This window comes from Pseudomonas sp. Pseu.R1 (assembly GCF_045764065.1).
Lineage (GTDB): Bacteria > Pseudomonadota > Gammaproteobacteria > Pseudomonadales > Pseudomonadaceae > Aquipseudomonas.
The window spans coordinates 1,326,812-1,352,487 of the sequence record NZ_JBJGEE020000001.1; the positions used below are offsets into that span (position 1 = coordinate 1,326,812).

The 25,676-nt window shown below is 59.9% G+C and carries 21 protein-coding genes and 2 pseudogenes; 7 read left to right on the top strand and 16 right to left on the bottom strand.

What is annotated here, in order from left to right:
* Nucleotides 1–71: 71 nt before the first annotated feature.
* The 4 genes from ACI5GA_RS06300 to ACI5GA_RS06315 all read right to left on the bottom strand — a co-directional run bounded on the left by ACI5GA_RS06300 (nt 72) and on the right by ACI5GA_RS06315 (nt 5,442).
* Nucleotides 72–1,571 (bottom strand): CoA-acylating methylmalonate-semialdehyde dehydrogenase, encoded by a 1,500-nt coding sequence (locus ACI5GA_RS06300; protein ID WP_421422228.1) that lies wholly within the window; start codon nt 1,569–1,571, stop codon nt 72–74.
* 140 nt (nt 1,572–1,711) lie between these two features.
* Nucleotides 1,712–2,521: a 5-deoxy-glucuronate isomerase gene (gene iolB, locus ACI5GA_RS06305; protein ID WP_421422229.1), complete on the bottom strand. Its 810-nt coding sequence runs from the start codon at nt 2,519–2,521 to the stop codon at nt 1,712–1,714.
* Nucleotides 2,522–2,523: 2 nt separating this feature from the next.
* Complete coding sequence (gene iolE, locus ACI5GA_RS06310) at nt 2,524–3,444, bottom strand: myo-inosose-2 dehydratase (protein WP_404631147.1); 921 nt, start codon at nt 3,442–3,444, stop codon at nt 2,524–2,526.
* Nucleotides 3,445–3,504: 60 nt separating this feature from the next.
* Nucleotides 3,505–5,442: a bifunctional 5-dehydro-2-deoxygluconokinase/5-dehydro-2-deoxyphosphogluconate aldolase gene (locus ACI5GA_RS06315; protein WP_421422232.1), complete on the bottom strand. Its 1,938-nt coding sequence runs from the start codon at nt 5,440–5,442 to the stop codon at nt 3,505–3,507.
* A gap of 369 nt (nt 5,443–5,811) precedes the next feature.
* On the opposite strand from ACI5GA_RS06315, the gene ACI5GA_RS06320 reads away from it, so the two are divergent.
* The 3 genes and pseudogenes from ACI5GA_RS06320 to ACI5GA_RS06330 form a co-directional block, all read left to right on the top strand.
* The gene (locus tag ACI5GA_RS06320; protein ID WP_404631151.1) at nt 5,812–6,735 is read left to right on the top strand and encodes a MurR/RpiR family transcriptional regulator; all 924 of its coding nucleotides are present in this window, start codon (nt 5,812–5,814) and stop codon (nt 6,733–6,735) included.
* 290 nt (nt 6,736–7,025) lie between these two features.
* Nucleotides 7,026–7,709, top strand: a pseudogene (locus ACI5GA_RS06325) (PAS domain-containing protein); the annotation flags it as partial.
* A gap of 105 nt (nt 7,710–7,814) precedes the next feature.
* Nucleotides 7,815–8,246: pseudogene (locus ACI5GA_RS06330) on the top strand (methyl-accepting chemotaxis protein); the annotation flags it as partial.
* Nucleotides 8,247–8,385: 139 nt separating this feature from the next.
* Here ACI5GA_RS06330 and ACI5GA_RS06335 read toward each other — a convergent pair.
* The 8 genes from ACI5GA_RS06335 to ACI5GA_RS06370 form a co-directional block, all read right to left on the bottom strand.
* Entirely contained in the window at nt 8,386–9,390 is a 1,005-nt protein-coding gene (locus tag ACI5GA_RS06335; protein ID WP_404631153.1) for a lysylphosphatidylglycerol synthase domain-containing protein, read from the bottom strand.
* The gene (clsB, locus tag ACI5GA_RS06340) at nt 9,387–10,637 is read right to left on the bottom strand and encodes a cardiolipin synthase ClsB (RefSeq protein WP_421422234.1); all 1,251 of its coding nucleotides are present in this window, start codon (nt 10,635–10,637) and stop codon (nt 9,387–9,389) included. The genes ACI5GA_RS06335 and clsB overlap by 4 nt, the downstream gene beginning before the upstream one ends.
* Nucleotides 10,634–11,347 carry an endonuclease/exonuclease/phosphatase family protein gene (locus ACI5GA_RS06345; RefSeq protein ID WP_421425446.1) on the bottom strand — a complete coding sequence of 238 codons (714 nt, stop codon included), beginning with the start codon at nt 11,345–11,347 and terminating at the stop codon, nt 10,634–10,636. Before ACI5GA_RS06345 ends, clsB begins: the two co-directional genes overlap by 4 nt.
* A gap of 165 nt (nt 11,348–11,512) precedes the next feature.
* Nucleotides 11,513–11,782 (bottom strand): CGNR zinc finger domain-containing protein, encoded by a 270-nt coding sequence (locus tag ACI5GA_RS06350; protein WP_404631729.1) that lies wholly within the window; start codon nt 11,780–11,782, stop codon nt 11,513–11,515.
* A complete protein-coding gene (locus tag ACI5GA_RS06355) occupies nt 11,779–12,618 on the bottom strand; it encodes a class I SAM-dependent methyltransferase (RefSeq protein WP_421422236.1) in 840 nt (279 codons plus the stop codon). The genes ACI5GA_RS06350 and ACI5GA_RS06355 overlap by 4 nt, the downstream gene beginning before the upstream one ends.
* Nucleotides 12,578–13,765 carry a hypothetical protein gene (locus ACI5GA_RS06360; RefSeq protein ID WP_404631159.1) on the bottom strand — a complete coding sequence of 396 codons (1,188 nt, stop codon included), beginning with the start codon at nt 13,763–13,765 and terminating at the stop codon, nt 12,578–12,580. The genes ACI5GA_RS06355 and ACI5GA_RS06360 overlap by 41 nt, the downstream gene beginning before the upstream one ends.
* Nucleotides 13,766–13,803: 38 nt before the next feature.
* Nucleotides 13,804–14,439 carry an SDR family oxidoreductase gene (locus tag ACI5GA_RS06365; RefSeq protein ID WP_421422238.1) on the bottom strand — a complete coding sequence of 212 codons (636 nt, stop codon included), beginning with the start codon at nt 14,437–14,439 and terminating at the stop codon, nt 13,804–13,806.
* Entirely contained in the window at nt 14,436–15,686 is a 1,251-nt protein-coding gene (locus ACI5GA_RS06370) for a transaldolase family protein (RefSeq protein WP_421422240.1), read from the bottom strand. Before ACI5GA_RS06370 ends, ACI5GA_RS06365 begins: the two co-directional genes overlap by 4 nt.
* A gap of 498 nt (nt 15,687–16,184) precedes the next feature.
* Between ACI5GA_RS06370 and ACI5GA_RS06375 the strand changes: the two genes are divergently transcribed.
* The gene (locus ACI5GA_RS06375; protein WP_421422242.1) at nt 16,185–16,757 is read left to right on the top strand and encodes a cytochrome b; all 573 of its coding nucleotides are present in this window, start codon (nt 16,185–16,187) and stop codon (nt 16,755–16,757) included.
* Here ACI5GA_RS06375 and ACI5GA_RS06380 read toward each other — a convergent pair.
* The 4 genes from ACI5GA_RS06380 to ACI5GA_RS06395 form a co-directional block, all read right to left on the bottom strand.
* On the bottom strand, nt 16,754–17,977 hold the full coding sequence (locus ACI5GA_RS06380; RefSeq protein WP_421422245.1) for a cytochrome c biogenesis protein DipZ: 1,224 nt from the start codon (nt 17,975–17,977) through the stop codon (nt 16,754–16,756). The two genes, ACI5GA_RS06375 and ACI5GA_RS06380, sit on opposite strands and share 4 nt — an antisense overlap.
* Before the next feature lie 67 nt (nt 17,978–18,044).
* Entirely contained in the window at nt 18,045–18,305 is a 261-nt protein-coding gene (locus ACI5GA_RS06385) for a DUF2790 domain-containing protein (RefSeq protein WP_421422247.1), read from the bottom strand.
* A 326-nt stretch (nt 18,306–18,631) separates the two neighbouring features.
* The gene (locus ACI5GA_RS06390) at nt 18,632–19,744 is read right to left on the bottom strand and encodes an HlyD family secretion protein (protein ID WP_404631731.1); all 1,113 of its coding nucleotides are present in this window, start codon (nt 19,742–19,744) and stop codon (nt 18,632–18,634) included.
* 77 nt (nt 19,745–19,821) lie between these two features.
* Complete coding sequence (locus ACI5GA_RS06395) at nt 19,822–21,492, bottom strand: MFS transporter (RefSeq protein ID WP_421422248.1); 1,671 nt, start codon at nt 21,490–21,492, stop codon at nt 19,822–19,824.
* Nucleotides 21,493–21,754: 262 nt separating this feature from the next.
* Between ACI5GA_RS06395 and ACI5GA_RS06400 the strand changes: the two genes are divergently transcribed.
* From ACI5GA_RS06400 to ACI5GA_RS06410, 3 genes are all read left to right on the top strand, one after another.
* A complete protein-coding gene (locus ACI5GA_RS06400; protein WP_404631173.1) occupies nt 21,755–22,111 on the top strand; it encodes a DUF427 domain-containing protein in 357 nt (118 codons plus the stop codon).
* Nucleotides 22,112–22,165: 54 nt separating this feature from the next.
* On the top strand, nt 22,166–24,310 hold the full coding sequence (egtB, locus tag ACI5GA_RS06405) for an ergothioneine biosynthesis protein EgtB (RefSeq protein WP_421422250.1): 2,145 nt from the start codon (nt 22,166–22,168) through the stop codon (nt 24,308–24,310).
* A 268-nt stretch (nt 24,311–24,578) separates the two neighbouring features.
* Nucleotides 24,579–25,676: an enoyl-CoA hydratase/isomerase family protein gene (locus tag ACI5GA_RS06410; RefSeq protein ID WP_421422252.1), complete on the top strand. Its 1,098-nt coding sequence runs from the start codon at nt 24,579–24,581 to the stop codon at nt 25,674–25,676.

Here is a 25,676-nt window from a genome sequence, read left to right on the forward strand (position 1 = left end):
GCCGGCCTGCTGGCGAATGATCGTTCCCACGCGGAGGGTGGGAACGATCATATTTCAACAGGGAGATCGCATTACTTCGCCGTCGGCATGCTGAACTCCGCACCTTTCGTGATGCTGTCCGGCCAGCGCTGCATCACACTCTTGTAGCGGCTGTAGAACCGCAGCCCTTCATCGCCATACGCATGGTGATCGCCAAACAACGAGCGCTTCCAGCCGCCGAACGAATGCCAGGCCATCGGCACCGGAATCGGCACGTTGATGCCAACCATGCCCACCTTGATGTTGCGCGCGAAGGCGCGGGCAATACCGCCGTCGCTGGTGAAGCAGGACACGCCATTGCCGAACTCATGGGCGTTGATCAGCGCCACAGCCGCAGCAAAATCTGGCACGTGGACGATGCCCAGCACCGGGCCGAAAATCTCTTCTTTATAAATGGTCATGTCAGCGGTGACGTCATCGAACAGCGTCGCGCCAACAAAGAAACCACCCTCGGCGCCCGGTACTTTGAAGTTGCGACCATCGACGATCAGCTTCGCGCCCTCTTTGACGCCCTGATCGATATAACCCTCAACCTTGGCCTTGTGCACCGCCGTCACCAGCGGCCCCATGTCCGAGTCCTTGTTCATGCCGTTGCCGACTTTCAGCGAGTCGATGCGCGGCAGCAGTTTGTCGATGAGTTTCTGGCCCACATCGCCCACCACCACGGCGATGGAAATCGCCATGCAGCGCTCGCCTGCCGAACCGTAAGCCGCGCCGATCAAAGCGTCGGCGGCCTGATCCAGATCCGCATCCGGCATGACGATCATGTGGTTCTTCGCCCCGCCCAATGCCTGAACACGCTTACCGGCTGCGGTGCCTTGCTGGTAGATGTATTCGGCAATCGGCGTCGAACCAACGAAAGAAATCGCCTCGATGCCGGGGTGTTGCAGCAGTGCATCCACCGCCACTTTGTCGCCTTGTACGACGTTGAACACGCCGTCCGGCAGACCGGCCTGTTTCAGCAGACGGGCCATCAGCAATGACGCCGAAGGGTCGCGCTCGGACGGCTTGAGGATGAAGCAGTTACCGGTGACCAGCGCCATGGGAATCATCCACAGCGGCACCATGACCGGGAAGTTGAACGGCGTGACGCCTGCGCACACGCCTAATGGCTGACGCAGGTTCCAGTTGTCGATGCCGCCACCAATGTTGTCGCTGTAATCGCTTTTCAACAGGCTCGGGGCACCGCAAGCGAACTCGACGATTTCGATGCCACGCACCACTTCGCCCTTGGCGTCGGAAAACACCTTGCCGTGTTCGCGGCAGATGATTTCGGCCAGTTCATCATGGTGTTGGTCGAGCAGTTCCTTGAACTTGAACATCACCCGTGCGCGACGCAGCGACGATTGATCGGCCCACGCCGGAAAGGCGGCCTGCGCGGCGGCCACAGCCTCGTCGATGGTTTTCAGTTCGGCCAGCGCAACCCGGGCCTGCACGGCACCGGTCGCCGGGTTGAAAACATCGCTGAAACGCTCGGCGGCGTCCTGTACCTGGCCGTTGATGTAATGGCCGATGATCGGGGTGTAGCTCATGTTCAGTTCCTTCAAATGGGTTACGCCTCTGTGGGAGCCGGCTTGCTGGCGAATAAGGAGTGTCAGCCAACTCATCTATGACTGACCCACCGCATTCGCCAGCAAACCGGCTCCCACAGGATTGAGCGCTGGATTCGGGTTTAGAGATCCAACAACCACTCATGCTGCGGGTCGTTGTGGAATTGCCAGGCGCGTTTCGGCCCGGCCATGACATTCAGGTAATAGGACTCGTAGCCGTAGGGCACGCTGACCGGGTGGTACCCCTCGGGCACGGTCACCAGATCGTTGTTTTCCACCGCCATGGCCTGATCGATGCTGCGATCGTCCGTGTAGACCCGCTGAAAGATGAAGCCCTGCGGCGGGTTGATCTGGTGGTAATAGGTCTCTTCGAGAAAGCTCTCGTGCGGCAGGTCATCCTTGTCGTGTTTGTGCGGCGGGTAGCTGGACGAATGCCCGGACGGTGTGCGCACTTCCACCACCAGCAACGAATGAGCGGGCTCGGAGTCCGGCAGGATGTCGCAAACGTAACGGGTGTTCGCCGCCTTGCCGCGCACGCTGCGTTTCATGGTTTCGGGTTTGATCAGGCGTGCGGGCAAGTCTTTCGAGGCATCGCCTGGCGCTGCGCAGACTGCGATTTGCACCGCACTCAGCGCTGTGACCTGGGCCTGACTGTTGGGCGGCAGGTACACCGCGAATGGTGATTTGTCTTCGAACACCGATTGCCGGTCGCCGATGTTTTCCCAGTTGAACGCGCCCTGCCCCGGCGCTTCGCCGCTGACACTGACGCGACCACTGAGCAACACCAGGCACAGCTCCTTGTCCCCCGCATTGACCGGCAGACGCTCGCCGACGGTCAACCGGTGGGCCGAAAAGCCCACGTATTCCAACACCCCTTCGTCCAACGCCACGACATCGCGGCCCTCGGCTTTGCTTTTGACCAGGAGGTTCATGTTCACAGGCTCCTTTGTGAAGGGTTCGCTTCTTGCGCGGCAGCCAGCAGATTGCGCAATGTGTCATAGCCCTTTTTGGCGTAAACATAGCTCGGCGCCACGGCCGGATCCTGCTCGGCCTCGACCACCAGCCAGCCTTCGTAGCGCGCTTGCATCAACACGTCCAGCAACGCGGCGAAATCGATGTCGCCATCGCCCGGCACAGTGAAGGTGCCATTGACGATGCAGTCCGGGAAGCTCCACAGGTTGTTGCGCGCCAGTTGCACCACCGGTTTGCGCACGTCCTTGAAATGCACGTGGCAAACACGGTCGATGTGTTTGCGCAGCACTTGCAACGGGTCACCGCCGCCCATGTAACAGTGGCCCGAATCGAACAGCAGGCCCACTTCGCTGCCCGTCAGGGCCATCAGTTTGTCGATGTCGTCCGGGGCCTCGACGTAAGCGCCCATGTGGTGGTGGTAGGCCAGACGCACGCCTTGAGACAGGGTAAACCGCGCCAGCTCCGTGAGCTTGTCGGCGTATTCCTGCCAGGCGCTGTCGCTGTGAAAACGCGGACGCTCGACCAAGCGAATGCGCTGGCCCTGAATCGAGTCGGCCACCTCGCCGTAGACCAGCACCTTGGCGCCGTTGTGTTTGAGCAGTTCGACATGGCTGGCAATGGCGTCAATCTCTTCGGCCACGGAACGTTGGGCCAGACGGCTGGAATACCAGCCCGAGACCAGTGCCAGATCGTAAGGTTTAAGCACATCGGCCACGCCTTTGGCGTCTTTGGGAAACTTGCCGTTGAGTTCGAAACCTTCGTAACCGATGTCCTTGCCTTCACTGAGCGCTGTGCTCAGCGGGGTTTCGCCGCCCAGCGCGGGCAGGTCGTCGTTGCTCCAGGAAATCGGGTTGATGCCAATTCGGATTGCGGAAGCGGGCATGGCTGCACCTTTCTTGTTCTTTTCTCTAAAGGGTCGTGACTAACGATAAACAGGCCTGATTCAAGCGCGGGCGTCACGCCAGGACTCGATCAGAAACTCAAACGTGCTTTTCACCCGACTGATTAATCCAGCATCGTCGATTTCGCCTTCCAGCCAGGCACGGCTCGGTTCATGGAAAATCGTGCGCCCGACCGCGAACCCACGGCAGGTCGTGCTTTTGCCTGCTTCGCGGAATCCCGCAGCCAAGGTCTCGGCCGGAGCGTTAAGGCCCAACAGCACCACGCCACGGCAGTACGGGTCACGTTCCTGAATCAGCGCGTCGAGTTTTTCCCACACCTCGGCGGGCTGGGTTTCGATCTTCCACCACGCCGGGTAAATCCCGAGGTTGTACAGGCGTTTCAGCGAGCGGTAGATCACGTCCGGGTGAGTCGAGGGATGAACTTTCGGCGGAATGACTTCCAGCAGCAGTTCATGGCCGCTGGCCTGAGACGCCTGATACAGCCCCATCAATTGCGCCTCCTGCTCCAGACGCAGCATCGGCTCGTCGTCCGGGTGGTATTGCACCAGGCACTTGATGATCTGTTCTTTCGGCCAGGCCACCAGATTGCTGCCAATGGAGCGGCCGTGCTCGAACGCCAACGGACGCGAACCCTGCACTTCCACAGGACGGGCGATCCAGCAGTCCCGTCCGGTGGCTGCGTTGAGCGCGTCCTGACCAAAGCGCTGATCGGCCAGCAACCCCACGTCCGCCTCGATGCCACGTTTTGCCAGATCCGCTTCGACCCGCTCTACTGCCTGAATGAACAGTTGCTTGAGCTGAGGAATGCAGGCCAGATCGCGACCGGCCTTCTGCGCCAGCTCTACCAGCTGCCCGCGATGATCGAAGGCAAAAATGAACAACTGTTTCCAGTCCTTGCGCGGCACGCTGACCTGATGCAGCCGTTGCAACGTCACGTCCTGATCGGGCCGGGTAATCGGCACCGGGCTGCTGAACAAGTAATCCAGCTCGGCCAGGGTCGGCATCGCCGGGGCGCACGCATGACGCGACACCACAAGGCCGCCGCAGGCATTGGCCAACTGGCAGCAGCGCTCGTCACTTTCATCATTGAGCCAGCCTTTGAGAAATCCCGACATGAAGGCATCGCCCGCGCCCAGCACATTCAACACTTCGACCCGCACGCCGGGGTAGATCGCGCCGTCCTCGAGGCGTGCCGGAATGGCGCCATGAATCACTGTGCAACCTTGCGGGCCGAGCTTGACCACCAGCGTCGCAGCGGTCAGCTCGCGGACCTTGCGCAAGGCGCTGAGCAGGTCGGTCGAACCGCCTGCGATGAGAAACTCTTCTTCGGTACCGACGATCAGGTCGAAGCGAGGCAGGATGCGCTGCACGTGCTGGCTGACGCCCTGATCAGCCACAAAACGGGTTTCTCCGTCGGCCTTGCCGGTCAGGCCCCAGAGCACTGGGCGGTAATCGATGTCCAGTACGCGTTTGACGTTGTGCTTCTCGGCATACTCCAGCGCCTGGCTGCTGGCCTTGAACACTTGATCGGTGGAGAAATGGGTGCCAGTGATCAGCAGCGCCTTGCTTGAGGCAATCTGCGCTTCGTCGATGTCTTCGGCGTTCAGCGCCATGTCGGCACAGTCTTCCCGGTAGAACACCAGCGGGAAGGTTTCGCGGTCCTTGATGCCCAGCAGCACCATGGCGGTCAGGCGCTCGGCATCGACCTTGATCCCGCTGACATCACAGCCTTCGCGAGCCAGGGACTCTGTGAGGAAACGGCCCATGTGGTCATTGCCGACGCGGGTCAGCATGGCCGACTTCACGCCCAGCCGGGCGGTGCCAAAAGCGATATTGGCGGACGACCCGCCCAGGTATTTGGCGAAACTGCTGACGTCTTCGAGCCGCGCCCCTACCTGCTGCGCATAAAGATCGACGCCCAGGCGTCCGAGACACACGACGTCCAAGGGACGTCCACTGGCAAAACGAGTCTGGCCCATGCTGGCTCCTCTTATTTTTATAAGCCTGGGCTTTCGAGAAGCCCTGTTCGTGGATGCAGACTAGAACGCTCTGCGCGCAGGATCAACGATTTTTTTCTAATTTATTTTCATGTGGAACTTTTTTTCTATTTTTAGCAATTGGGGGCATATCGTGCTAAACAGAAGCGATCAAGGCACGATCCACGCTAAACTCTGCGCGCAGTTGAGCGCGGCCTCCAATTGTGGGAGCGAATTTTTTCGCGAGACGGCGTACCAACTGACACATAACTAGCGCCTGGGCAGGCCTTTCGCGAATGAATTCGCTCCCACAGGGACCCTGCTGAACCGGCCATCCGCGCTTCACTTGAACGAGTCAGAGGATTCACCTGCATGTCCAACACCGATCAGCCGTCTTTGCCCGACACCGACGACAGCACCGCGTCGCCCATCGCCGCGCCGGAAACGGCCGAAGCCCTGCTCAAGCTGATCACCACCGAATACGAAAGCCTGCCGCGCCAGCTCAAGCGCATCGCCAGCTACATGAGCCAGCAGAGCGACCGAATCATGGTCGACCGCATCAGCGACATCGCCCGCGAATGCGAAGTGCACCCATCGGCCATCGTGCGTTTTTCCCAGCGCTTCGGTTTCAGCGGCTTCAGCGAAATGCAGGCGCTATTCCGCGAGGCCTACACCCACAAAGCCACACCGGTACAAAACTACCAGCAGCGCATTCGCAGCATGATCGCCAACAAGTCGCAGAAAGCCAGTGGCGGCGATCTGGCGCGTGAATGCGTGAACGCCACGTTGTCGGGGCTTGAACGGCTGGCGCTGGAACTGGATGACGAGGCGTTCGAAAAGGCCGTCGACCTGGTCGTCAACGCGGACAACATCTATGTGGTGGGCGTGCGCCGCTCGTTCGCCGTCGCCGACTATCTGGTCTACAACCTGCAGCACACCAACAAACGCATTCACCTGATTTCGGGGCTGGGCGGCAGTTATCGCGAGCAGATGCGCAGCGTGCGCGCCAATGATCTGGTGATCGCCATCAGCTTCACGCCCTACGGTAAGGAAACCCAGCACTGCCTGCGCATCGCCCAGCATCATCAGGCCAAGACGTTGATCATTACCGACAGCAACCTCTCCCCGCTGGCCAAGCGCGCCAATGCGGTGTTGTTGGTCAATGAGGGCAGCTCGTTCGCCTTCCGCTCGCTCAGCGCCACGCTGTGTCTGTGTCAAGCGCTGTTCATTGCCGTGGCGTACCGATTGGAACTGAAAGTGGATGAGATTGCGGAACAGGTGGGCTTCGAGGACTAGTCATACGGGGTTGAGAGGCTTTTTCTGAAAACCTTGTACAAAACCGACGAGCTGTACAACACAATGTGTAGCTTTTTGATATCACCTTTGTGATGATCTCTGCACTGCAGACGGAATCGCAGCCGGGCATCAAAATACTCGCCCTAGAGGCCATGGAACGGGATCCCTTTGTCGTTTCATTTGCCTGGGCCGCCATCATGTTTTTCGACTCGTCCAAGAACAAAGTCATTCAGGACCTGCAACTGACCGTCTCCCATCAGGCCAGCTTGCTGGAAGCCATCAGCCGTTCCATGGCGAGCATCGAGTTCGACCTCAATGGCGTCGTGCTCAGTGCCAACGACAATTTCTTCAAGACCATGCGCTATCGCCCCGAACAGGTGATCGGCAAGGAACATCGCACCTTCTGCACGCCTGAATACGCGCGCAGTAACGACTACACGCAACTCTGGTCACGCTTGCGCAACGGCGAATTCGTTTCCGCGACCTTTCAACGGGTCGCGGGCGACGGCAGCACCGTGTGGCTGGAGGCCAGCTACAACCCGGTACGCGACGCCAGCGGCAAGGTGGTGAAGGTCGTCAAATATGCCACCGACGTCACGGCCAAGTTGCAGGCAGAGAGCGAAACCCGCAACAAGTTGCAGGCCATCGACCGGGCCATGGCCGTCATCGAATTCGATCTGGACGGTCGCATCATTGCGGCCAACGACAATCTGTTGCGCCTGTTGGGTTACAGCCGTCAGGAATTGCTGGGCAAGCACCACAAGCTGCTTTGCCCTGCCGATTTGACCAGCGGCAGTGACTATCAGGATTTCTGGCGGCGCCTGAACAAAGGTGAATTTTTCAGCGGCCAGTTCAAGCGCGTGGGCAAGCACGGCCAGACCCTCTGGCTGGAGGCGTCCTATAACCCGGTGTACGACGCCTGCGGCAAACTGAGCAAAGTGGTGAAATTCGCCTCCGACGTCACCGCGCGCATCGAGAAGCACGAGCAGGATGCCCACAGCGCCGCGCAGGCGTATCACATCTCGGTGCAGACGCAGAAAGTCGCCGAACAAGGCACTCAGGTGATCCAGCAAGCGGCCAGCGAAATGCGTCAGATTTCACGCAATATCGACGATTCGTCACGAATCATCGGCCAACTGGGCGAGCGCTCGGAGCAGATAACCGCCATCGTCAACACCATCCACAGCATTGCCGACCAGACCAACCTGCTCGCGCTCAACGCCGCCATCGAAGCGGCCCGTGCCGGGGATCAGGGCCGGGGTTTCGCCGTGGTGGCCGATGAGGTGCGGCAACTGGCCGGACGCACCAGCCGCTCGACCCAGGAAATTTCCGAGATGATCCAGTTGATCCAGACCGAAACCCGCCAGGCCATCATCAGCATGGACAACACCCGCACCAACGCGGTGAAAGGTGTGGATCTGGCGGATCAGGCGGGGTCGGCGATCGTGCAGATCAGCAACGGGACCAACGATGCAGTGGATGCGGTAAGGGTGTTTGCGGGACGGGATTGATCAGAAGCCTTCGGGCCGCACCACTATCTTTGTGGGAGCCGGCTTGCTGGCGAATGCAGTGCATCAGTGACGAATACGTTTATGACACACCGCTTTCGCCACCAAGGCGGCTCCCACATTGGTCCAGCGTGTAGGCAGCTCAGCCCGCCTTACGCGCCTCATTTTGCAGGCGCATCGCCTTGGCGCGTTTTTCCAGTACGAGATAAACGATCACGGCCAGCAGCAGCGGGATCAAAAAGTAAATCACCCGATACCCGATCAGCGCCGCCAGCAACTGACCCTTGCTGAACTGATGCTGCATCAAGGTGATGAACACCGTCTCCAGCACCCCCAGCCCCGCCGGGATGTGGGCGATGACGCCAGCGATGCTGCTGATCAGCAGGATGCCCAGCACCGCGGGATAAGATGCTTTTTCCGGCAACAGCACATAGATCAACAGTGCCATCAGCCCCCAGTTCAGGGCGCCCAACAAGGCCTGGCGCAACGCTTGATTCAACGACGGCAGCACCAGCTTCTGCTGACGAATGGTCCAGGTCCGGCGTGTTGAAAAACGGCAGGCGAGGAAATACCCAAAGCACACCACCAGCAGTACGACGCCGATCAGTTGCAGTGTGGTGTCGCCGATTTTCCAGCCCTCCGGCAGGTCGATGAACCCGCCCGCGAACACGAACCCCGCCAGCAGCATGTAGCCCAGCCAGTTGGTGATCAGACTCAAACTGAGAATCCGGGTGATGGTCGGCACGTCCAGCCCCAGTCGCGAATACAACCGATATCGCAGGGCAATGCCGCCGACCCAGGAACTCAGGTTGAGATTGAAGGCGTAGCAGACGAAGGTCACGGGCACGATCTGCTTCACCGACAGTTTGTGCGCAGTGTAACGCCGGGCCAGCACATCGAATCCGCAGTAGGTCAGGTAACTGCCCGTCGCCACCAGAAAACCCAGCGCAAGGGTGCTGGGCTTGTACGACTCCAGTGCATGCGTCACCTCGTTCCAATCCAGATTCTTCACCAGCATGAACAACAGCACCGGCACAGCAATGAAAAAGAACAAGGTAAACAGCCGTTTGGCCCAGGTCAGCCAGACCCTGCGCTGCGTGGGTGCTGACGCGGAGCGTTGATGAGAGGACACGTGAGACGCACTCATAGCGACTTCTCCTGATCCGCCGACAGTTGGCCTTTGAGCGCCTGTGCTTCGGGCAGCACCTCCGGGGCGCGCACTGGTTTCAGACGCGGCCCATGCACGGGAAACAGCCCGGCAATGGCCGGAAAGTGGCGCAGGAAGTGAAAACTGAGAAAGATCATCGGCGCCCGCCACCACTGCCCTTTCGCCAAGCCCTTGAGATTGACCTGCTTGCTGTGGGCCGCCGCCAACTCCTGCAAATGATCGTGCAATTGCTGATTCAGCGCGCGATCACGTATGAACAGGTTGGCTTCCAGATTCAGCGCCAGGCTCAGCGGATCAAGGTTGCTGGACCCCACCGTCGACCACTCCTGATCGATCAGCGCGACCTTGCCGTGCAGCGCGCGCTGCTTGTATTCGTGAATCACCACACCCTCGCGCAGCAGCCACGTGTAGGTCAGGCGCGAACACATGCGCACGAACGGCATGTCCGGCTGGCCCTGCAAAATCAGCGTGACCTTTACGCCCCTTCGCGCCGCATTGCGCAGTTCCCGCAGGAACCGATAGCTGGGAAAGAAATAGGCATTGGCGATGGTGATGCGCTGATGAGCGCTGCGCATGGCCAGCAAATACTGCTCTTCGATGTCAGTGGTGTGGCGTCGGTTGTCACGCTCGGCGAGCAGCATTCGGGCGCTCCCCGCGTGGCGCGTGATCACATCAAGGGGTTTGAACGAGGTCCGCAGCATCGGGCCGAGCATGTTCAGGGTCGAGCGGTAGATGTCCGCAACAATCGGTCCGCGCACCAGCACGGCGTAGTCTTGCTTGGCGGTGATGCCCGTGTCGGCCATGTGATCGACGCTGTAATTGATCCCGCCCATGAAAGCCAATTCCCCGTCGATGACCACCACTTTGCGGTGCAGGCGACGAAACAGGTTGGTGCGCATGCCCATGAATTTGGGGCGCGGGTCGAACAGCTGAATTTGCACCCCTGCCGAGATCATTTCCTGGACGAACGCGGTGCTCAAATCGCTGGTGCCGTAGTCGTCCACGGTGATCACCACGCGCACACCCCGGCTCGCTGCTTCGATCACCGCCCGTTGCAACCCCTCGCCCACCCGGTCTTCGAAAATGATGAACGTTTCAATCAACACCTCTTGCCGTGCCGCGCGGATACATTCGAATACCTTGCTGAAAAAGTCTTCGCCGTTGATCAGCAATTCCACCGAATTGCCGTCCTGCCAGACACCGCAGCGATCGCTGAAGGCCTTCATAACGTCACCTCCACCGCCAGCGGCGCATGATCGGACAGGTGCGACCAAGGTCGATTGGACAACACCTTGGGCGCCCCGGCCCTGGCGTTGCGCACGTAAATTCGGTCCAGTCGCAGCAGGGGGAAGCGCGCCGGAAAACTCTTGGCCGGTGCGCCGAACGCGTCGACAAACACCTCGCGCAATCCGGTCGCCCCCAGCACATCGTCTGCCTTGAGGCGCCAGTCGTTGAAGTCCCCGGCGATGATCACAGGCGCGTCAGACGGCAGGGTCATGACCCGATCCGCCAGCAACGCCAATTGCTGCTGGCGATGCACCTCCTTGAGGCCAAGGTGCACGCAAATCACATGAACTTCGCCAAAACGTGGCACATCCAGCACACAATGCAGCAAACCGCGCTGTTCAGTGCCCAGAATCGAAATATCGAGGTTTTCGTGGCGCACGATGGGGTATTTCGACAGCAGCGCATTGCCGTGATGGCCATGGGGGTAGACAGCATTGCGCCCATAGGCAAAGTCGTTCCACATGCTGTCGGCGAGGAATTCATACTGCGAAATCGTGGGCCAGCCCTTCACGCGCCGGGCGTGGTTCTGATGCTCGCCGTGAACTTCCTGCAAAAACACCACGTCTGCGGAAACACTGCGAACCGCATCACGCAGTTCGGGCAGGATGAAACGGCGGTTGAGAAAACCGAAGCCCATGTGCATGTTCATGGTCAGCACATGCAGGGTGATCTCTGCCGACGCTGTCTGCCGTCGTCCCGCGATGTCGTTGGGGGTCAGAACCTGAGTCAATGCGTTGCTCCTCGCTGATCGCAGAGCGGCCGCGCCGTGGTGCCGTGCCGGAAATCGCTCATGAACAGCCTCTCTGTGCTCCCGTCATGGCCGATGCCATGACCGCTCGGGACAAGAGATATGAAGCTTGAGGTCCGGACAGGTTCCCGCTTTTTTGGGTTGGCGTGCTACACGTGCGACCGAGGGTGCACGAGCGTCAATTGAAACTGCCCGCTGAACGCCTGGCCTTTTCCCTTGCCCACAGACGTTCATCTGACACCAGCGCCGTCGTCCGTTTTTCGAGGTGTCGAGAAACAGCCAGTCACAATCCGGCGTCGCACAGGCCTTCAGGCGTAGCCGGTCAGGTGAGGTCAGAAGCGTTGCGGCCCTGAACGTTCATGGACACCTCCTTCTTGATTCAGCCCCCCCGCTGCCGTGGCCTGATGAATGATGAAATCGGCACGCAGCGGGTCATAGACTCGTTTGAAATCGCCGTAGCTGCTGTCCACGACGAACCCGGCCAGCGCCAACTCTTCACGCAACACGCCCGGCAAAATGGGGAAAACACTCAAGGAGTGCCGAACACCGTCGGCAAAGGTGTAAACGAATTCGCACAGCGACGGGCTCAGTTCTCCCAACGTCACGCTGGCGGTCTTGCCACAGGAGTCATACCGCCCCGACGACGAGAAGTACCCGGCCAGAATCGCCTGAAAATTGCGCTGATCGATCAGCAGCATCCCGCCGGGTCGAAGCAACTGCCCAAACCGTTGGAGCACCTCGACACGTTCGCTTTGCTGAAACAGATGACAGAGTGAACTGCCCAGACAGAGCACTGCGTCGAAGGCGCCCAGCCGTTGCGGGTCCAGATCACGCCAGTCCTGGCAAATGATCGGGATGTCCAGCCCCCGACTGGCAAAGTTGGCCTTGGCCCGGCGCACCATGGTCGGGCTGCCGTCACAGGCGGTCACGTCGAATCCGGCACGACGCAATTGCACGGCGTGAAAGCCACTGCCGGTGGACGCATCGAACACCCGGCAAGCCCCCGTGCGCAATAACAGGTCCGTGAAAAATGCCCCCTCGCTCTCTGCGCGCTTGTTCCAGTCGATCAGTTCATCCCAGCGGCTGACAAAGTCCGCGCTGTATTGCCGGACGTAATCCTGATCGGGGCGCTCACCCGAAGCGACGATCAACGGCGTGCTGTCGGATAGCATGGTGGCTCACTCCCTGTTGGCGGATGGCATCGGCGAAGGCCTGGTATTTGCGCCCCAATTCAGAGGCACGGTCGGCGACCTCCTGTACTTTCATGGTGGCCATGGAGAACCCCATCAGTTGCTCCATGACGTCCATCTGCTGGCGCGCGAACACGACCGTGCCGTCCGCCAGAATGCTTTGAATACCGTCCTGACGCTGACCCGCCTCGTTGATGGCGATGGCCTCCTCGCGGCGCAATCCGTAAGGCAACCCCAAGAGCACCTGCCCCATACCCACCTTCACCGGGTAGCCACCGGGCAAGCCATGGGGGCCGGGCGCATGAACGTGGACTTCTTCGTTGGCGAACAGATTCTCCAATACCGAGACCGCGGACATCGCCGTCAGGTATTGACCATCGACGCCTCCCAGACGCCGGAAGTGATCGGCAACACTGCCAAAAATCTCGTCGGCATTGAACTCGTCGCTGCACTCCTGCCCGTCGATCCAGTACGACAGATCGAAGGGCACTTGAGGCGGCAGGCCGTAACGCGGCACGACGTGACTGAAATGATGCTGCCCGACCAGTTTCACGCACACCCGCAGCGGTTCACAGCGGGCCAGACGTGCAATCGCGCAACGGGTGGCCGGCACCAGATTGGCGATATTGCCAACCCCCACGTCCGGGGCCATGCCGACTTTGAACAGCACAGCATTCACGGCATCAGGGAACGCGGCATTGACCACCAGGGCTTTCGGGCAGGCCCGTTTGACTGCGCGCATCAGGGCATACGCGGGGGCCAGATGCATGGGCAGCCAAGGGCCGAGCTGAGCCTGATCAAGCGCGTCGAAGGCTTCCTTGGGCAGTTGCGTGATCACTCGCCAGGATTGCAGCGTCGCACAGTTGAGGATGATGTCGGGCTTGATCCGCGCCAGCGTCTCGGCGTTGCGTTCGATCCGGGATTCGACCAGGTCCATTTCCCAGCACTCGATCCGGGCGGGCACATTTTGTTGCAGCGCGCCCAGTCTGACCAGGTTGCACAGGCGCAAGGTGTGCTCCCGATGACGGCTGGCGACATGAAACTCGAACTGATTGCGAGGGACCAGAATTTGCAGAATCTGCAGGCACAGATTACCGCCGCCCACGATAAGCAGCTTTTTCCGTTGCATGACACTTCTCCGTGTTGTCGATGTGACGACCAATGCCGTTAACGGGGATAAGCACCGTTATCCACCGGGACGACTTTTCCGGTCAGATGCCGACTCTGGTCAGACAACAGGAACATGATCACGTCGGCCACGCCTTTGGGCTCTATGGGGTCATCGATAATCTCCTGCCGCTCATACGCTTTGCGGCGATGTTCGGGAGTTCGGTCGTGAATGAACGTGTCTCGTACCAATGTAGGGGACACCGCGTTGACGCGAACCCGCGGGGCGAAATTCCAGGCATTGGCCTTGGTCAGTCCAATCACTCCGGCCTTGGTTGCGCCGTACAGCGCGTCTATGCTGGGTGCTGCGTTCCGCTGCCCGATACCCGCTACGCCTGGCCTTCCATTGATCAGGGCATGCAGCTTCCCAGCGCATCGCGTGAGGCAAAAATTCCAGCTGCAAGTGATCACACAATTGGCGCACGGTTTCTTCCGGGCGACTGGCCAGATCATCGCCATTGACGACGCAGGGGGCTTTTCCGATGAGTGGGGTGACCCGACAGAAGATTTCGTGAAACGCTTGGTGACCAACGGCCTCTGCGCAAACTCCGCGAAATCGCCCCGCTCGATAAAGCCCCGCTCAAACTCCGCCGAGCACGAACGGTCATGCATCCGCAACGCAACCATGCGATTCATGACCAGTGCCCCATGGACAGCGGGCTTTGAGCCCTGACGCTTGGCGCACGGCTACGCGAGCCACAGCTTTTGACGAAGGCGGACAAGCGCTCCAGCCCCTCGCGTGCATCATGCGCGGCCTGGACGAACGCCGGATGGCGAGCGAAATCGAACGGGGCCAGATCCCCTTCGAAGTACGCTTGGTTGAAGTACGGAATCGCCATCAGTCGATTCAATACGCGGCTGGGCAGTTGCACCCAATCGGACGCCGGGACCACGGGATGCCGCTGTTGGTGGCGGCGTACGATGAATTCGATGATCAAGGGCGTCAGAGTGTACAGGGTCGTGTCCGCCCCCGTGCGCTGAAGGTGCCAGCAATGCTCGCGCCCACGCACATCGATGTCGGTTTTCAAACTGCACAACAGCAGCCGAGCCGGCGTTTGCCAACGGCGCATCAGAGCCTGAATGGCCTGGTAGACCGCCAGCTCCGCCCAGCGTCGATCCGTTGCCGTCAGGCACAAGCGCCGTTGCCGCGCCTGACGCTCGAACTCGGCCTCATTGCCCAGCCTGCCGATCATGAAACTGATGACATAACGGGCACGGTCGGTGTCCACACCCAGCACCTGAGCACGCAATCGACCGTTGTGGATGGCTTTCAGACAAGCCGCCGCCTGGGAAACCGTGAAACAGAACGTGTTGTTCACCGAGCAGCCGTGCGCAACCAACGATTCAATGGCCTGGTAACCCTGCTCGCTGCCAGGCACCTTGACCATGACATTCGGCGCCAGACCTGCCAGATGCAAACCACGGGTGACAATGGCTTCGGTGCTCACTCGCTCCGTGCGATCCACCTGCGCCGACAGCCAGCCACGCGCGCCTTGAGAAGCTTCCCACAAGGGGTATAACAACCTGGCGCTTTCAACGATGACGCGGTCATGCACACAACGCACCGCTTCGTCATCCGACATATCCGCCGCAAGATGATTGATCACCTCCTGCGATGGTCGAGGATTTCTCAGCACTTCCTGAGCAATTGATCGCGGACTGGTGGTGGCACCGCTTATACCAAAACGACTTCCACTGAACGTGTCGGGTAACAGACTTTCAATACAATCGAAGGCATCCGGGTATTTGACAATCAGTGTTTGCTTGAATGATTCATAACTCAGGGGCGCTGCATCCCACCAGACTTCAGAGTCCACATTTTTATGTTTCAACAGGCGAGCGAATCCGGGGACATCCATGGGCAGAGTCCTTTGCGCAGTCATCGATGAAAACAAACGAGGGTTGTGGGCAAACCGGGCAAAAGGCCAGTCCAATCAGACTGATAGTCAGCAGCTCTGAACCATCGGGGGTAAAGATGGATCCGTACGAATAACCTGTCAAACGCGTTTTAATGGATTCCTCATCACCAATCCTCATAACGCTATGCACTTTAATAATTAAAAAAACAAATACCCTCAACGTCGGTTTTCATATTCATATGAGGCTCTTCGAATGAAGGAGCCCTGAAAAAAAACAACACACGACCATGAATAAACTTCCTCGTTTAAGTGTTTAAACGTTTTTCATGCGCCGACGCGATCGTTCAAACAATGAATAGCGACAATTCATAATGATCGCCAGGTAATAGAAGAGGCGAGCCACCGGCGTAATACTGTTGGGCGGCACGTAAATTGAAGGGTTGAACGTGTGGGGTTATTGAGTTCCGTCGAAACCTGCGACGATCATAGTGTTCATAACGCAAAGCCCCGTCCGAACGGGGCATGAAAAATCAAAAACCAAGGAGCCTGACCGTGAGTACACCGTTGAATACCGAACGCTTCAGCTACAGAGCCCGATGGCTGCACTGGGTGATGGCCATTCTGATCGTGTTGGCGTATGGGCTGATCCTCAGCCGAAGCCAGTTCGCTCGGGGCACTGATTTACGAACCTTTGTGGTGCAGAGTCACTTCTGGGTGGGAATCGTGGTGCTGGTCATGGCCTTTTTCCGTGTTGCAGAGCGGCGTCGGCATTCCCCACCCGCCATTACCCCACCGCTGCAAGGAGCGTTGCATCTGGCGGCGAATCTTTCGCACTACGCGCTGTATGCCTTCCTGTTCGCCCAACCGCTGCTGGGCCTGTTCACCGTACTGCTGGAGCGTGGCGCCCTGCCCGTTCCGCTGACTTCCCTGAGCATCCCCGCACCGTTCGCGATTTCCAAGGAGACCGCCGAAACCCTGGAACACTTCCATGTGTTACTGGGTACGATCTTCTATTACGTCATCGGGCTGCATGTGGTGGCCGCGGTCTGGCATCACTTTGTGCGCAAGGACAATACCGTACGGCGCATGGTCTAGCCCTTGACCTGCCCGCCGGCTTTGGCTTCGTCGAGCAACTGCTTGATCACGTGTTCCTGGGTGTCGTAGTTGCCTTCGCCAAAGTGGGTGTAACGAATCTGGCCCTGCGCATCGATGAGGTAATGCGCAGGCCAGTATTGATTGCCGAATGCACGCCAGATCGCATAGTCGTTGTCGATGGCAATCGGGTAATTGAGCCCCAGCTTCTCCACATTCTTGCGCACGTTGTCGATGACCCGCTCACACGGGTATTCCGGGGTGTGCACACCGATCACCACCAGACCGTCTTTCTCGTACTTCTTCGCCCAGGCGTTAACGTAGGGAATGCTGTGCTGGCAGTTGATGCAGTCAAACGTCCAGAAGTCCACCAGCACGACCTTTCCCTTCAATGACGCGTTGCTCAGGGCCGGCGAGTTCAGCCACTCGACAGCGCCGGACAACGAAGGCATCTCGCCTTTGACGCTGACATCCGGGGCCGTCGCAGCCTTGACGCTGTCCACCAGATAGTCGATGACCTTCGGCACCCCGCTCAGCAGGCTTTGCTCTACCGCCGCAGCCCCTTGGGATGAGGTGCCCGCCAGCAGCGCACTCTGCGCCCCGCTGCCGATCAACACGGCGACACCCAGCGCTGCCCCCCCGGCGATTCTGCGCAACCAGGCGGTGACCGGCAGCGACAGTTTCATCCGGGCCACCAGCCCGCGCCCGGCAAAGATCAAGGCACCCAGCGACACGGCACTGCCCAGGCCGTAGGCCAACAACAGCAGGCTGGTCTGTGCGCTCGGCCCTTGCAACATGGCGCTGGTCAGGATGATCCCCAGAATGGGACCGGCGCATGGCGCCCACAGCAACCCCGTAGCGATACCGATCAGCAGCGAGCCCGACGGGCCGGACAGGCGACGGGTCGCCGGGTCCAGTCGGTTGCCCAGCGTCACCAGTGGCCACATCAGCCACTGGCCGAGCCGTGCCGAGAGCAGCGACAGGGCAAACAGCACCAGCACCACCAGCGCGATGTCACGCCCTACGCCGTTGGCGGTGACGACCCAGTCGCTGCTGACCACTGCCAGGCTGGACACCAGTGCGAACGTCAGGACCAGGCCCGCCAGCGTCCACAGCACCGAAGCGACCGAACGATCAGCGCGGGCGAACAGAAACGGAACCACCGGAAGGATGCAGGGGCTTAAGATCGTGACGATCCCGCCCAGAAAAGCGATCAGAAACATGGTGCTACCTGCTGGTCGGAACGGGGCGGCATCGGTGTGCAGCACCCCGTGAAAAAGGAGGAATGAGTCAGTTGTCGTGGCAGCCGCCAGAGAAGCTCTGGTAGTTGAGCACGCGGGTCTGGTCCATCGAATCCAGGTAGGTCAGTTGCGAGGTGACGACGCTGCACGCCGGGGTTGTGCCTTCTTTCGAGGACAGCACTTTTTTGATGTCCAGGTGCTGGCCGTACATGTAGGTTTGCGGCTGCGCCACCTCTTGGGCCTGGGCAGACAGGGCACCGACACTGAGGACTGCAAACAGGGTGGCGAGGGTCAGGTTTTTCCAGTTCATGGCAATGCTCCGAGACGTTGAGTGAGTGTTCAAAGTGGCCGAGACGTTGTGTCTCGATGGAGCCTATTGAACGGTCTGGAGGTATCGCGGATGTGTCGGCGAGACGGGGCGTTTGACTCAGTACGTGTCTGGATCCGGGCTGGATACAGAAGGATACAAAGCCCGCCTGTTTTGCGTGCTCGTGCCGTTGCCGTTGATTTGATCTTGCTCTTCGAACGCGATGGTCCAGACAGCACCCAAGTCGCGTTCGGCGGCGTCTGAGCCATCGCGTAAGAAGAGCAAGTGCAAGTGGAGCGCGTTAGCGCTCTCGGTGAAAACCGATCACTTCAGTGATGCTGTGTATCAACACTCCCATCCACCGGATCAGGGGGCACGGGACCGTCCTGACTGGTGTCGATGCTCACCACCACCGACATCCCCGGACGCAAACGGTCGACATCATCCTGATCATCGTCCACCGTAATCCGCACCGGAATGCGCTGGGCGATTTTGACGAAGTTGCCGGTGGCATTATCGGCGGGCAGCAAGCTGAATTCCGACCCCGCCGCTGGCGAAATGCGCTGCACCCGCCCGCGCATCTTGCGGTTTTCCAGCGCATCGACCGTGAAACTGACCGGCTGCCCCAGCCGCACGTTGGCCATCTGGGTCTCTTTCATGTTGGCGATGATCCAGCGTGGGCGCGGCACCAGCGCCATCAACTGCGCACCGGAGTTCACATAGGCGCCCAGTCGCGTGCCAATCTGCCCCAACTGACCATCGCGAGGGGCTGTGATGCGAGTATTGGTCAGGTCGATGCGGGCCAGTTCAATGGCCGCTTCGGCGTTCTTCACTGACGCCTCCAAAGAGCCACGATTGACGATCACGGTTTGCAAGTCCTGCCGGGCGATTTCCAGCGTGGCTTTGGCTTCGGCCAACGCGGCTTTCGCCTGAGCGTCGGCGGCACGAGTCACGTCCAGCTCGCTCTTCGAAACCGAGCCGTCAGTCACCAGTGCCGTGCTGCGTCGCAGATCTGCTGCAGCCTTTTCGCTCTGGGCCTGGGCGCTGGCCACAGCAGCCTGACGCTGGACGATGGTCGCTTCGGCGCTGCGCCGTTGTTGCAGATTGTTCTCCAGCGCAGCCTTTTGAATCCCCAGTTGCGCCAGCCCCTGATCCAGATGCTGCTGATAGATGCGGTCATCGATGCGCACCAGCAGATCGCCCTGCTTGACCCACTGAAAATCCTGCACAGGCACTTCATAGACGTAGCCACTCAGCTGCGGTCCGATGATCGTGGTCTGCCCCCTCACCTGCGCGTTTTCGGTGCTCTCGATCGGGCTGCTGAATGGCGGCAATTGCCAGGCGTACAGCACGATCAACACCCCCGCCAGCGCGATGCTGCCAAAGATGATCGACGACACCAGCCGGATGCGCGCCGAACGGGGTTGCGTGGTGGCGGGCATGACCGCTGGAGCAGGCGCAGCAGCTTGTGGCGCAGAGGGGGTGTTAGGGTTACTGGCAGAAGGTTTACCGGGTTCAGTCATGAAGGTTGGGCGCCCGAAGGTAGAACGGAAGGGATCGTCGGTGTGAACGGTGCGACAGGCTCGGTGGTGATCCACAGCCAGGTCGCACGGCTGGTGATCCAGATCGCGGTCACGATCGCGATCAACGCGATGAGCATGAACACATCGTTGTACGCCAGCGTGTTCGCCTCGCGGGTGGCCGCCGTGGCCAACGCACGAATGCCTTGATTGGTGCGCGCAGACGGATCGGCAATCGCAGAAATGTATGAACCTGCCGAGCTTTGCAGACGGCTCTGCACTTGCGGGTCAAGCAGCGTGACGTGCTCGACGATGTGGGCCGAATGAAACTTCTCGCGCCACACCTGAAAGGTGCCCAGTAACGCCGAGCCGATCAGGCTGCCGACGTTCTGGCAGATCCCGAACATCACCGAAAAACTGACCATGTTGCGCGGGTTGCTGATCACCCCGCTCATGCCCAGCACCAGGGTCGGCCCCAGAAAGAACGTGCCGCCGAATGCCAGCAGAAACTGACTGAAATACATCTGCGGGCCACGGGTGATGCTGGTGGAAAAACTGTCCATGATCGACCCCACCGCCATCAGCGCCAGCGAGATGATCAGCGGCTTGAACAGGTGCTGCGGATTGATTGTCATCGCGCTGACAGCCAGTCCCGCGACACTGCCCAACAGCATGAAGAAATACAGCGTGTGCAGTTGCTCGGTGCCTTGGTTCAATCCCTGCAAAAAGCCCACCGCGCCAGTGGCCTGCTCGGACAGGACAATCCGCGTGAGCAATACACCGAGGGCAAAACGAATCATCCGCCCGCTGCCCAGCCAGCGGGTGATCAACAACGGCCGAGTGCGGTTATGTTCGATGCACAAGCCCGCCAGAATCGAGGCAATGGAATAGGCCAGCGCCAGGCCAATCCACGGTTCTTCCAGCCACCACTCGATCCGCCCCAACGACAGCGCCGCACACAACGCCGCGAAGCCCGTCGAGAGCAAGGCGAAGGTCAGGAAATCGAGCTTTTCGAACGCCTTAAAACGGTCACCCGGCGGCAGTTTCAGGATCAGCACACAGCCCAGCGACAACAGGCACATGCCCAACTCGAACAGGTACAGCCCGCGCCATTCGGCAATCTGCAACAGGTCTTCGGAGACCAGCCGCGCCAGTGGCGTCGCCAACTGTGCGGTGCCCAACCCAAGCACCAGCGCCTTCATCCGCCATTTCTGCGGGAAGGCCTGAATCATGTAATACAGCCCCAATGAACTGAGCGCTGCCCCCACCATACCGTGTGCCGCCCGCACCGCGATGGCCGACTCGATATCGTTGACGAACAGGTGGGCAAAGGTCACCAGCGCATACAACACCAAAAACACTTCGGTGAACGCCCGCAGGCCGAACTGCTGGCGAAACTTCACCAACAACAGGTTGATCGACACGTTCGTCATGACATACGCAGCAGGCAGCCAGGCGATTTCCGCCTGCGTCGCCCCCAACGCGCCTTGCAGGTATTGCAGATTGGCGACCACCAGCGCATTGCCCAACCCGCCAGTCAACGCCACGATCACCCCGACAATCGCGAATGCCAGACGCTTGGGCGTCGGGTGCAAAGGCGTGGATGGCGAGCCCGGAATCGTCGGTCGCTCATGGGGTGCCCAGTCATGGGGTGTGTATTTGTCGTTCATCGAGCTGACCTGAAGAATGCGAGGCTGAGACCATGACCGGAACAATATTACTCACAGGGTGAGCATGTCAGGGAGTTTAGTGAAAGGGCCAGAATTGTCGGCGCCAATCACCCGATGATTGCCAAACTGCCAATGATCGCGTTCGATGATACTTATCATCCCTATCGAATCCTCTCCCCGACTGTTGCGTCTACACTCCACTACCCCCCGGTGTCGGTCGTAATAACCGGGCATTCTTCTCGGATCAACAGGATTGATCGCCATGAAAATTCCAGGTCCCGATCACCCCATTTCCATCACGCCGGCCAAAGGCCGGGTCACAGTTCAGTTCAAAGGCGTGCGTGTTGCCCAGAGCGACAAGGCACTGGAGCTGAAGGAGGCGAACTATCCGCCAGTGATCTACGTGCCCCGTTCGGATATTTCGATGGAACATTACCAAAGTACCGACCATCGAACCCATTGCCCCTACAAGGGCGACGCGTCTTATTTCAGCCTGGTGGCCAACGGCGAATCCGCTGAAAATGCAGTGTGGACGTATGAAGAAGCCTACCCGTCGGTCAAGGCCATCGAGGGTCATGTCGCGTTCTACCCGGACAAGGTGACCCTGGAAGTGCACTGACCTCGGCACTGGACCGCTCGAAACGTTTTCGCAATACGAATCCGGAGAGAACCGATGCGTCATTCACGCCAGCTACGCGACACCCCCGCCACGGAACCGCTGTGCCAGCGCTATCAGAGCGTTCGTCGTCACACCGAGCAGCTTGTCGCGCCGCTCAGCCCGGAGGACATGGTCGTGCAGTCGATGCCTGACGCCAGTCCCGCCAAATGGCACATGGCGCACACCACCTGGTTTTTCGAAACCTTCCTCTTGTTGCCGAATCTGGCGGGCTACCAGGTGTTCGACCCGACGTTCGGCTACCTCTTCAACTCCTATTACGAAGCCGTAGGCCCCCGCCACCCTCGCCCGCAACGTGGGCTGGTGACGCGTCCGGGCGTTGATCAGGTCAGGGCCTACCGTCGCCATGTGGACGAGCACATGGCGACGCTGCTGATGGGTCCGTTGTCCGAGGACATATCGAGCCTGATCGAACTGGGGCTGGCCCATGAAGAACAGCACCAGGAACTGTTGTTGATGGACATCCTGCACCTGTTCAGCCTGTCGTCGCTCAAACCGGCTTACAGCGCCGACTGGCCCAAAGATGCCAGCGGGCGACGCGGCCAGTTCAAGCCGCTGAGCGGGGGGTTGACCCAGATCGGCCACAGCGGCCCTTCGTTTGCGTTTGACCATGAAGGCCCGCGCCACACCACGTATCTGCAATCGTTCGAAATCAGCGACCGTTTGGTAACCAATGGCGAATGGCTGAGTTTCATTGCCGACGGCGGCTATCACACCGCCGCACTGTGGCTGTCCGAAGGCTGGACGCTGATTCAGGAACAAGGCTGGAATGCGCCGCTGTACTGGCAACACGACGACAACGGCTGGAAACGCATGACCCTGCGCGGGCTGGAAGACATCGACCCGGCCGGGCCAGTGACCCACATCAGCTATTACGAGGCCGCCGCGTTCGCCACGTGGGCCGATGCGCGCCTGCCCACCGAAGCCGAGTGGGAAGCCGCCGCCCGCGCAGGCCTGCTGGAACAGGTGGACGATGTGGCCTGGCAGTGGACGCAAAGCGCCTACAGCGCCTACCCCGGCTTTAAACCGTCTGCCGGTGCGGTGGGCGAGTACAACGGCAAGTTCATGGTCAATCAGATGGTGCTGCGCGGCGGCGCCAGCGTGACCTCTCCCGATCACTGCCGCCTGACCTATCGCAATTTCTTCCAGACCGACAAACGCTGGATGGTCGCAGGCGTGCGCCTGGCCCGGGACAGTCGCCAGCCCGGCGTGGTCAACCCACACGACAGCGAATTCGCCCGGGATGTGATTGCCGGGTTGTCCGCTGAGCACAAGTCCCTGCCGCCCAAGTATTTCTACGATGCTACGGGGTCCGACCTGTTCGAGGCCATTTGCGAAACCGCCGAGTATTACCCCACTCGCGCGGAAACCGGCTTGCTCAAGGGCATCGCCAGGGACATTGCCGCGTTGATTCCCAAGGGCGCCGCGCTGGTGGAGTTTGGCAGCGGTGCCAGTGACAAGACCTGCCTGGTGCTGGATGCCGCACCGCACATTGCGGTGTATGTGCCGATCGACATCAGCGCGGCGGCGTTGAACAAGGCGGCCAAGTCCTTGCGTCAGAAATACCCGACACTGATGGTTGCACCGCAGGTGGACGACTTCACGCATGTGGTGACGTTGCCCGAGGAGGCCGATGGCCACACCCGCGTCGGGTTCTTTCCGGGTTCGACCATCGGCAACTTCACCCACGACGAAGCGGTGGCGTTTCTGCACGCCGCCCATGAAGTGCTGGGCGAACAGGCGCACTTCATTGTGGGCGTGGACATGGTCAAGGACCCGAAAACACTGGTCGCGGCCTATGACGATGCCGAAGGTGTCACGGCGCGGTTCAACAAGAACCTGCTGGTGCGCATCAACCGGGAACTGGGCGCGGACTTCGACATTGGCGCGTTCCGGCATGAAGCGGTCTGGAATGCCGAACAGGCCCGTATGCAGATGCACCTCGTCAGCCAAACCGAGCAGGTGGTGAATGTGGCGGGCCAGCGTTTCCATTTCGCGGCAGGTGAACGGTTGCACACCGAGAACTCGCACAAATTCACGGTCGAGTCGTTTACCGAACTGGCCGCCGAAGCGGGATGGACAGTAGAGCGACACTGGCTCAGCGATGCGCCACAGATGGCGTTGTTCAGTTTGCGGGCATGAAAACGTCTGCGCGCAGGTTTAGCCGTCCGGCTTGCCAAAGGTGGCATCCTCAAAATCGCCGCCGCAGGCAGGCCGAGCGGCGACAGAGTAATACCGCTTATTCATCGATCCAGGCACCACCCATGCAAACTTGCACACTGAAGGTGCACGATTCTTCATTGTCATTTGCAAAATTGCGCTGTTAGCATCCCGAGGGCATCTCACGGAGTGCGGCCCTTTTGCGGTCGCCTGAACGAGCAAAAAGAACAAAAGCCACAGGGAGGCAGCAATGACGGCACAGGTAGTATCGGCCACGTCCAAAGGTCAGGAACCGGCCTGCGACACCGTTCTGTCCGAGGTACGCAATCACATTGGCCACATCACCCTCAATCGCCCGCAAGGGCTGAACGCCATCGATCTGGAGATGGTTCGCCAGATTCAGCGCCAACTGGATCTCTGGGCTCAGGATGACAAGGTGTATGCCGTCGTTCTGCGCGGGGCTGGGGAAAAAGCCTTCTGCGCCGGAGGTGACATCCGCGCGCTCTACGACAGTTTCAAGAACGGCCAAACCCACCATCAACAATTCTTCGTCGAAGAATACGCACTGGACCTGACCCTCCATCACTACCGCAAACCCGTCGTGGCCCTGATGGACGGCTTCGTGCTGGGCGGCGGCATGGGCCTGGCACAAGGCGTCGACCTGCGTGTGGTGACCGAACGCAGCCGTCTGGCCATGCCGGAGGTGGCCATCGGTTATTTCCCCGACGTCGGCGGCAGTTATTTTCTGCCCCGCGTACCGGGTGAACTGGGTATTTATCTGGGCGTGACCGGCGTGCAGATCCAGGCCGCCGATGCCCTCTATTGCGGCCTGGCCGATTGGTACCTGCAAAGCGCGCGACTGGCCGACCTGGATCGCCAGCTGGATCACTTGAAATGGACGCTGACCCCGCTCAAGGATCTGCAAGGCGTATTGGCGAAAGTCGGCGTGCAGCAATTGCCCGACGCGCCACTGGAAAAACTGCGCCCGGCCATCGACCACTTCTTTGCCCTGCCGGACATCCCTAGCATCATCGAACAGTTGCTTGAAGTGACGGTCATCGACACCCATCACTGGGCCGTCGACACCGCCAACCTGATGAAAACCCGTTCACCGCTGGCCATGGCCGTGACCCTGGAGCTGCTGCGCCGAGGCCGTCATCTGCCGCTGGAAACCTGTTTCGACCTGGAGCTGCATCTGGATCGTCAGTGGTTCGAACGGGGCGACCTGATCGAGGGCGTTCGTGCCCTGATCGTAGACAAAGACAAGAAACCGCACTGGAACCCGTTTACCGTTCAGGCACTGGATGCCGAGCACGTGGCGAGCTTCTTCAGCGGTCATGAGGCATGA

Coding starts and splice junctions, on each gene's coding strand:
- ACI5GA_RS06360 (WP_404631159.1), bottom strand. CDS start 13,765: ATGCAACGGAAAAAGCTGCTTATCGTGGGCGGCGGTAATCTGTGCCTG.
- clsB (WP_421422234.1), bottom strand. CDS start 10,637: ATGAAGGCCTTCAGCGATCGCTGCGGTGTCTGGCAGGACGGCAATTCG.
- ACI5GA_RS06385 (WP_421422247.1), bottom strand. CDS start 18,305: ATGAACTGGAAAAACCTGACCCTCGCCACCCTGTTTGCAGTCCTCAGT.
- ACI5GA_RS06335 (WP_404631153.1), bottom strand. CDS start 9,390: ATGAGTGCGTCTCACGTGTCCTCTCATCAACGCTCCGCGTCAGCACCC.
- ACI5GA_RS06315 (WP_421422232.1), bottom strand. CDS start 5,442: ATGGGCCAGACTCGTTTTGCCAGTGGACGTCCCTTGGACGTCGTGTGT.
- ACI5GA_RS06390 (WP_404631731.1), bottom strand. CDS start 19,744: ATGCCCGCCACCACGCAACCCCGTTCGGCGCGCATCCGGCTGGTGTCG.
- ACI5GA_RS06400 (WP_404631173.1), top strand. CDS start 21,755: ATGAAAATTCCAGGTCCCGATCACCCCATTTCCATCACGCCGGCCAAA.
- ACI5GA_RS06410 (WP_421422252.1), top strand. CDS start 24,579: ATGACGGCACAGGTAGTATCGGCCACGTCCAAAGGTCAGGAACCGGCC.
- iolE (WP_404631147.1), bottom strand. CDS start 3,444: ATGCCCGCTTCCGCAATCCGAATTGGCATCAACCCGATTTCCTGGAGC.
- ACI5GA_RS06365 (WP_421422238.1), bottom strand. CDS start 14,439: ATGAATCGCATGGTTGCGTTGCGGATGCATGACCGTTCGTGCTCGGCG.
- egtB (WP_421422250.1), top strand. CDS start 22,166: ATGCGTCATTCACGCCAGCTACGCGACACCCCCGCCACGGAACCGCTG.
- ACI5GA_RS06380 (WP_421422245.1), bottom strand. CDS start 17,977: ATGTTTCTGATCGCTTTTCTGGGCGGGATCGTCACGATCTTAAGCCCC.
- ACI5GA_RS06370 (WP_421422240.1), bottom strand. CDS start 15,686: ATGACTGCGCAAAGGACTCTGCCCATGGATGTCCCCGGATTCGCTCGC.
- ACI5GA_RS06395 (WP_421422248.1), bottom strand. CDS start 21,492: ATGAACGACAAATACACACCCCATGACTGGGCACCCCATGAGCGACCG.
- ACI5GA_RS06375 (WP_421422242.1), top strand. CDS start 16,185: ATGAAAAATCAAAAACCAAGGAGCCTGACCGTGAGTACACCGTTGAAT.
- ACI5GA_RS06300 (WP_421422228.1), bottom strand. CDS start 1,571: ATGAGCTACACCCCGATCATCGGCCATTACATCAACGGCCAGGTACAG.
- iolB (WP_421422229.1), bottom strand. CDS start 2,521: ATGAACCTCCTGGTCAAAAGCAAAGCCGAGGGCCGCGATGTCGTGGCG.
- ACI5GA_RS06355 (WP_421422236.1), bottom strand. CDS start 12,618: ATGCTATCCGACAGCACGCCGTTGATCGTCGCTTCGGGTGAGCGCCCC.
- ACI5GA_RS06345 (WP_421425446.1), bottom strand. CDS start 11,347: ATGAACATGCACATGGGCTTCGGTTTTCTCAACCGCCGTTTCATCCTG.
- ACI5GA_RS06320 (WP_404631151.1), top strand. CDS start 5,812: ATGTCCAACACCGATCAGCCGTCTTTGCCCGACACCGACGACAGCACC.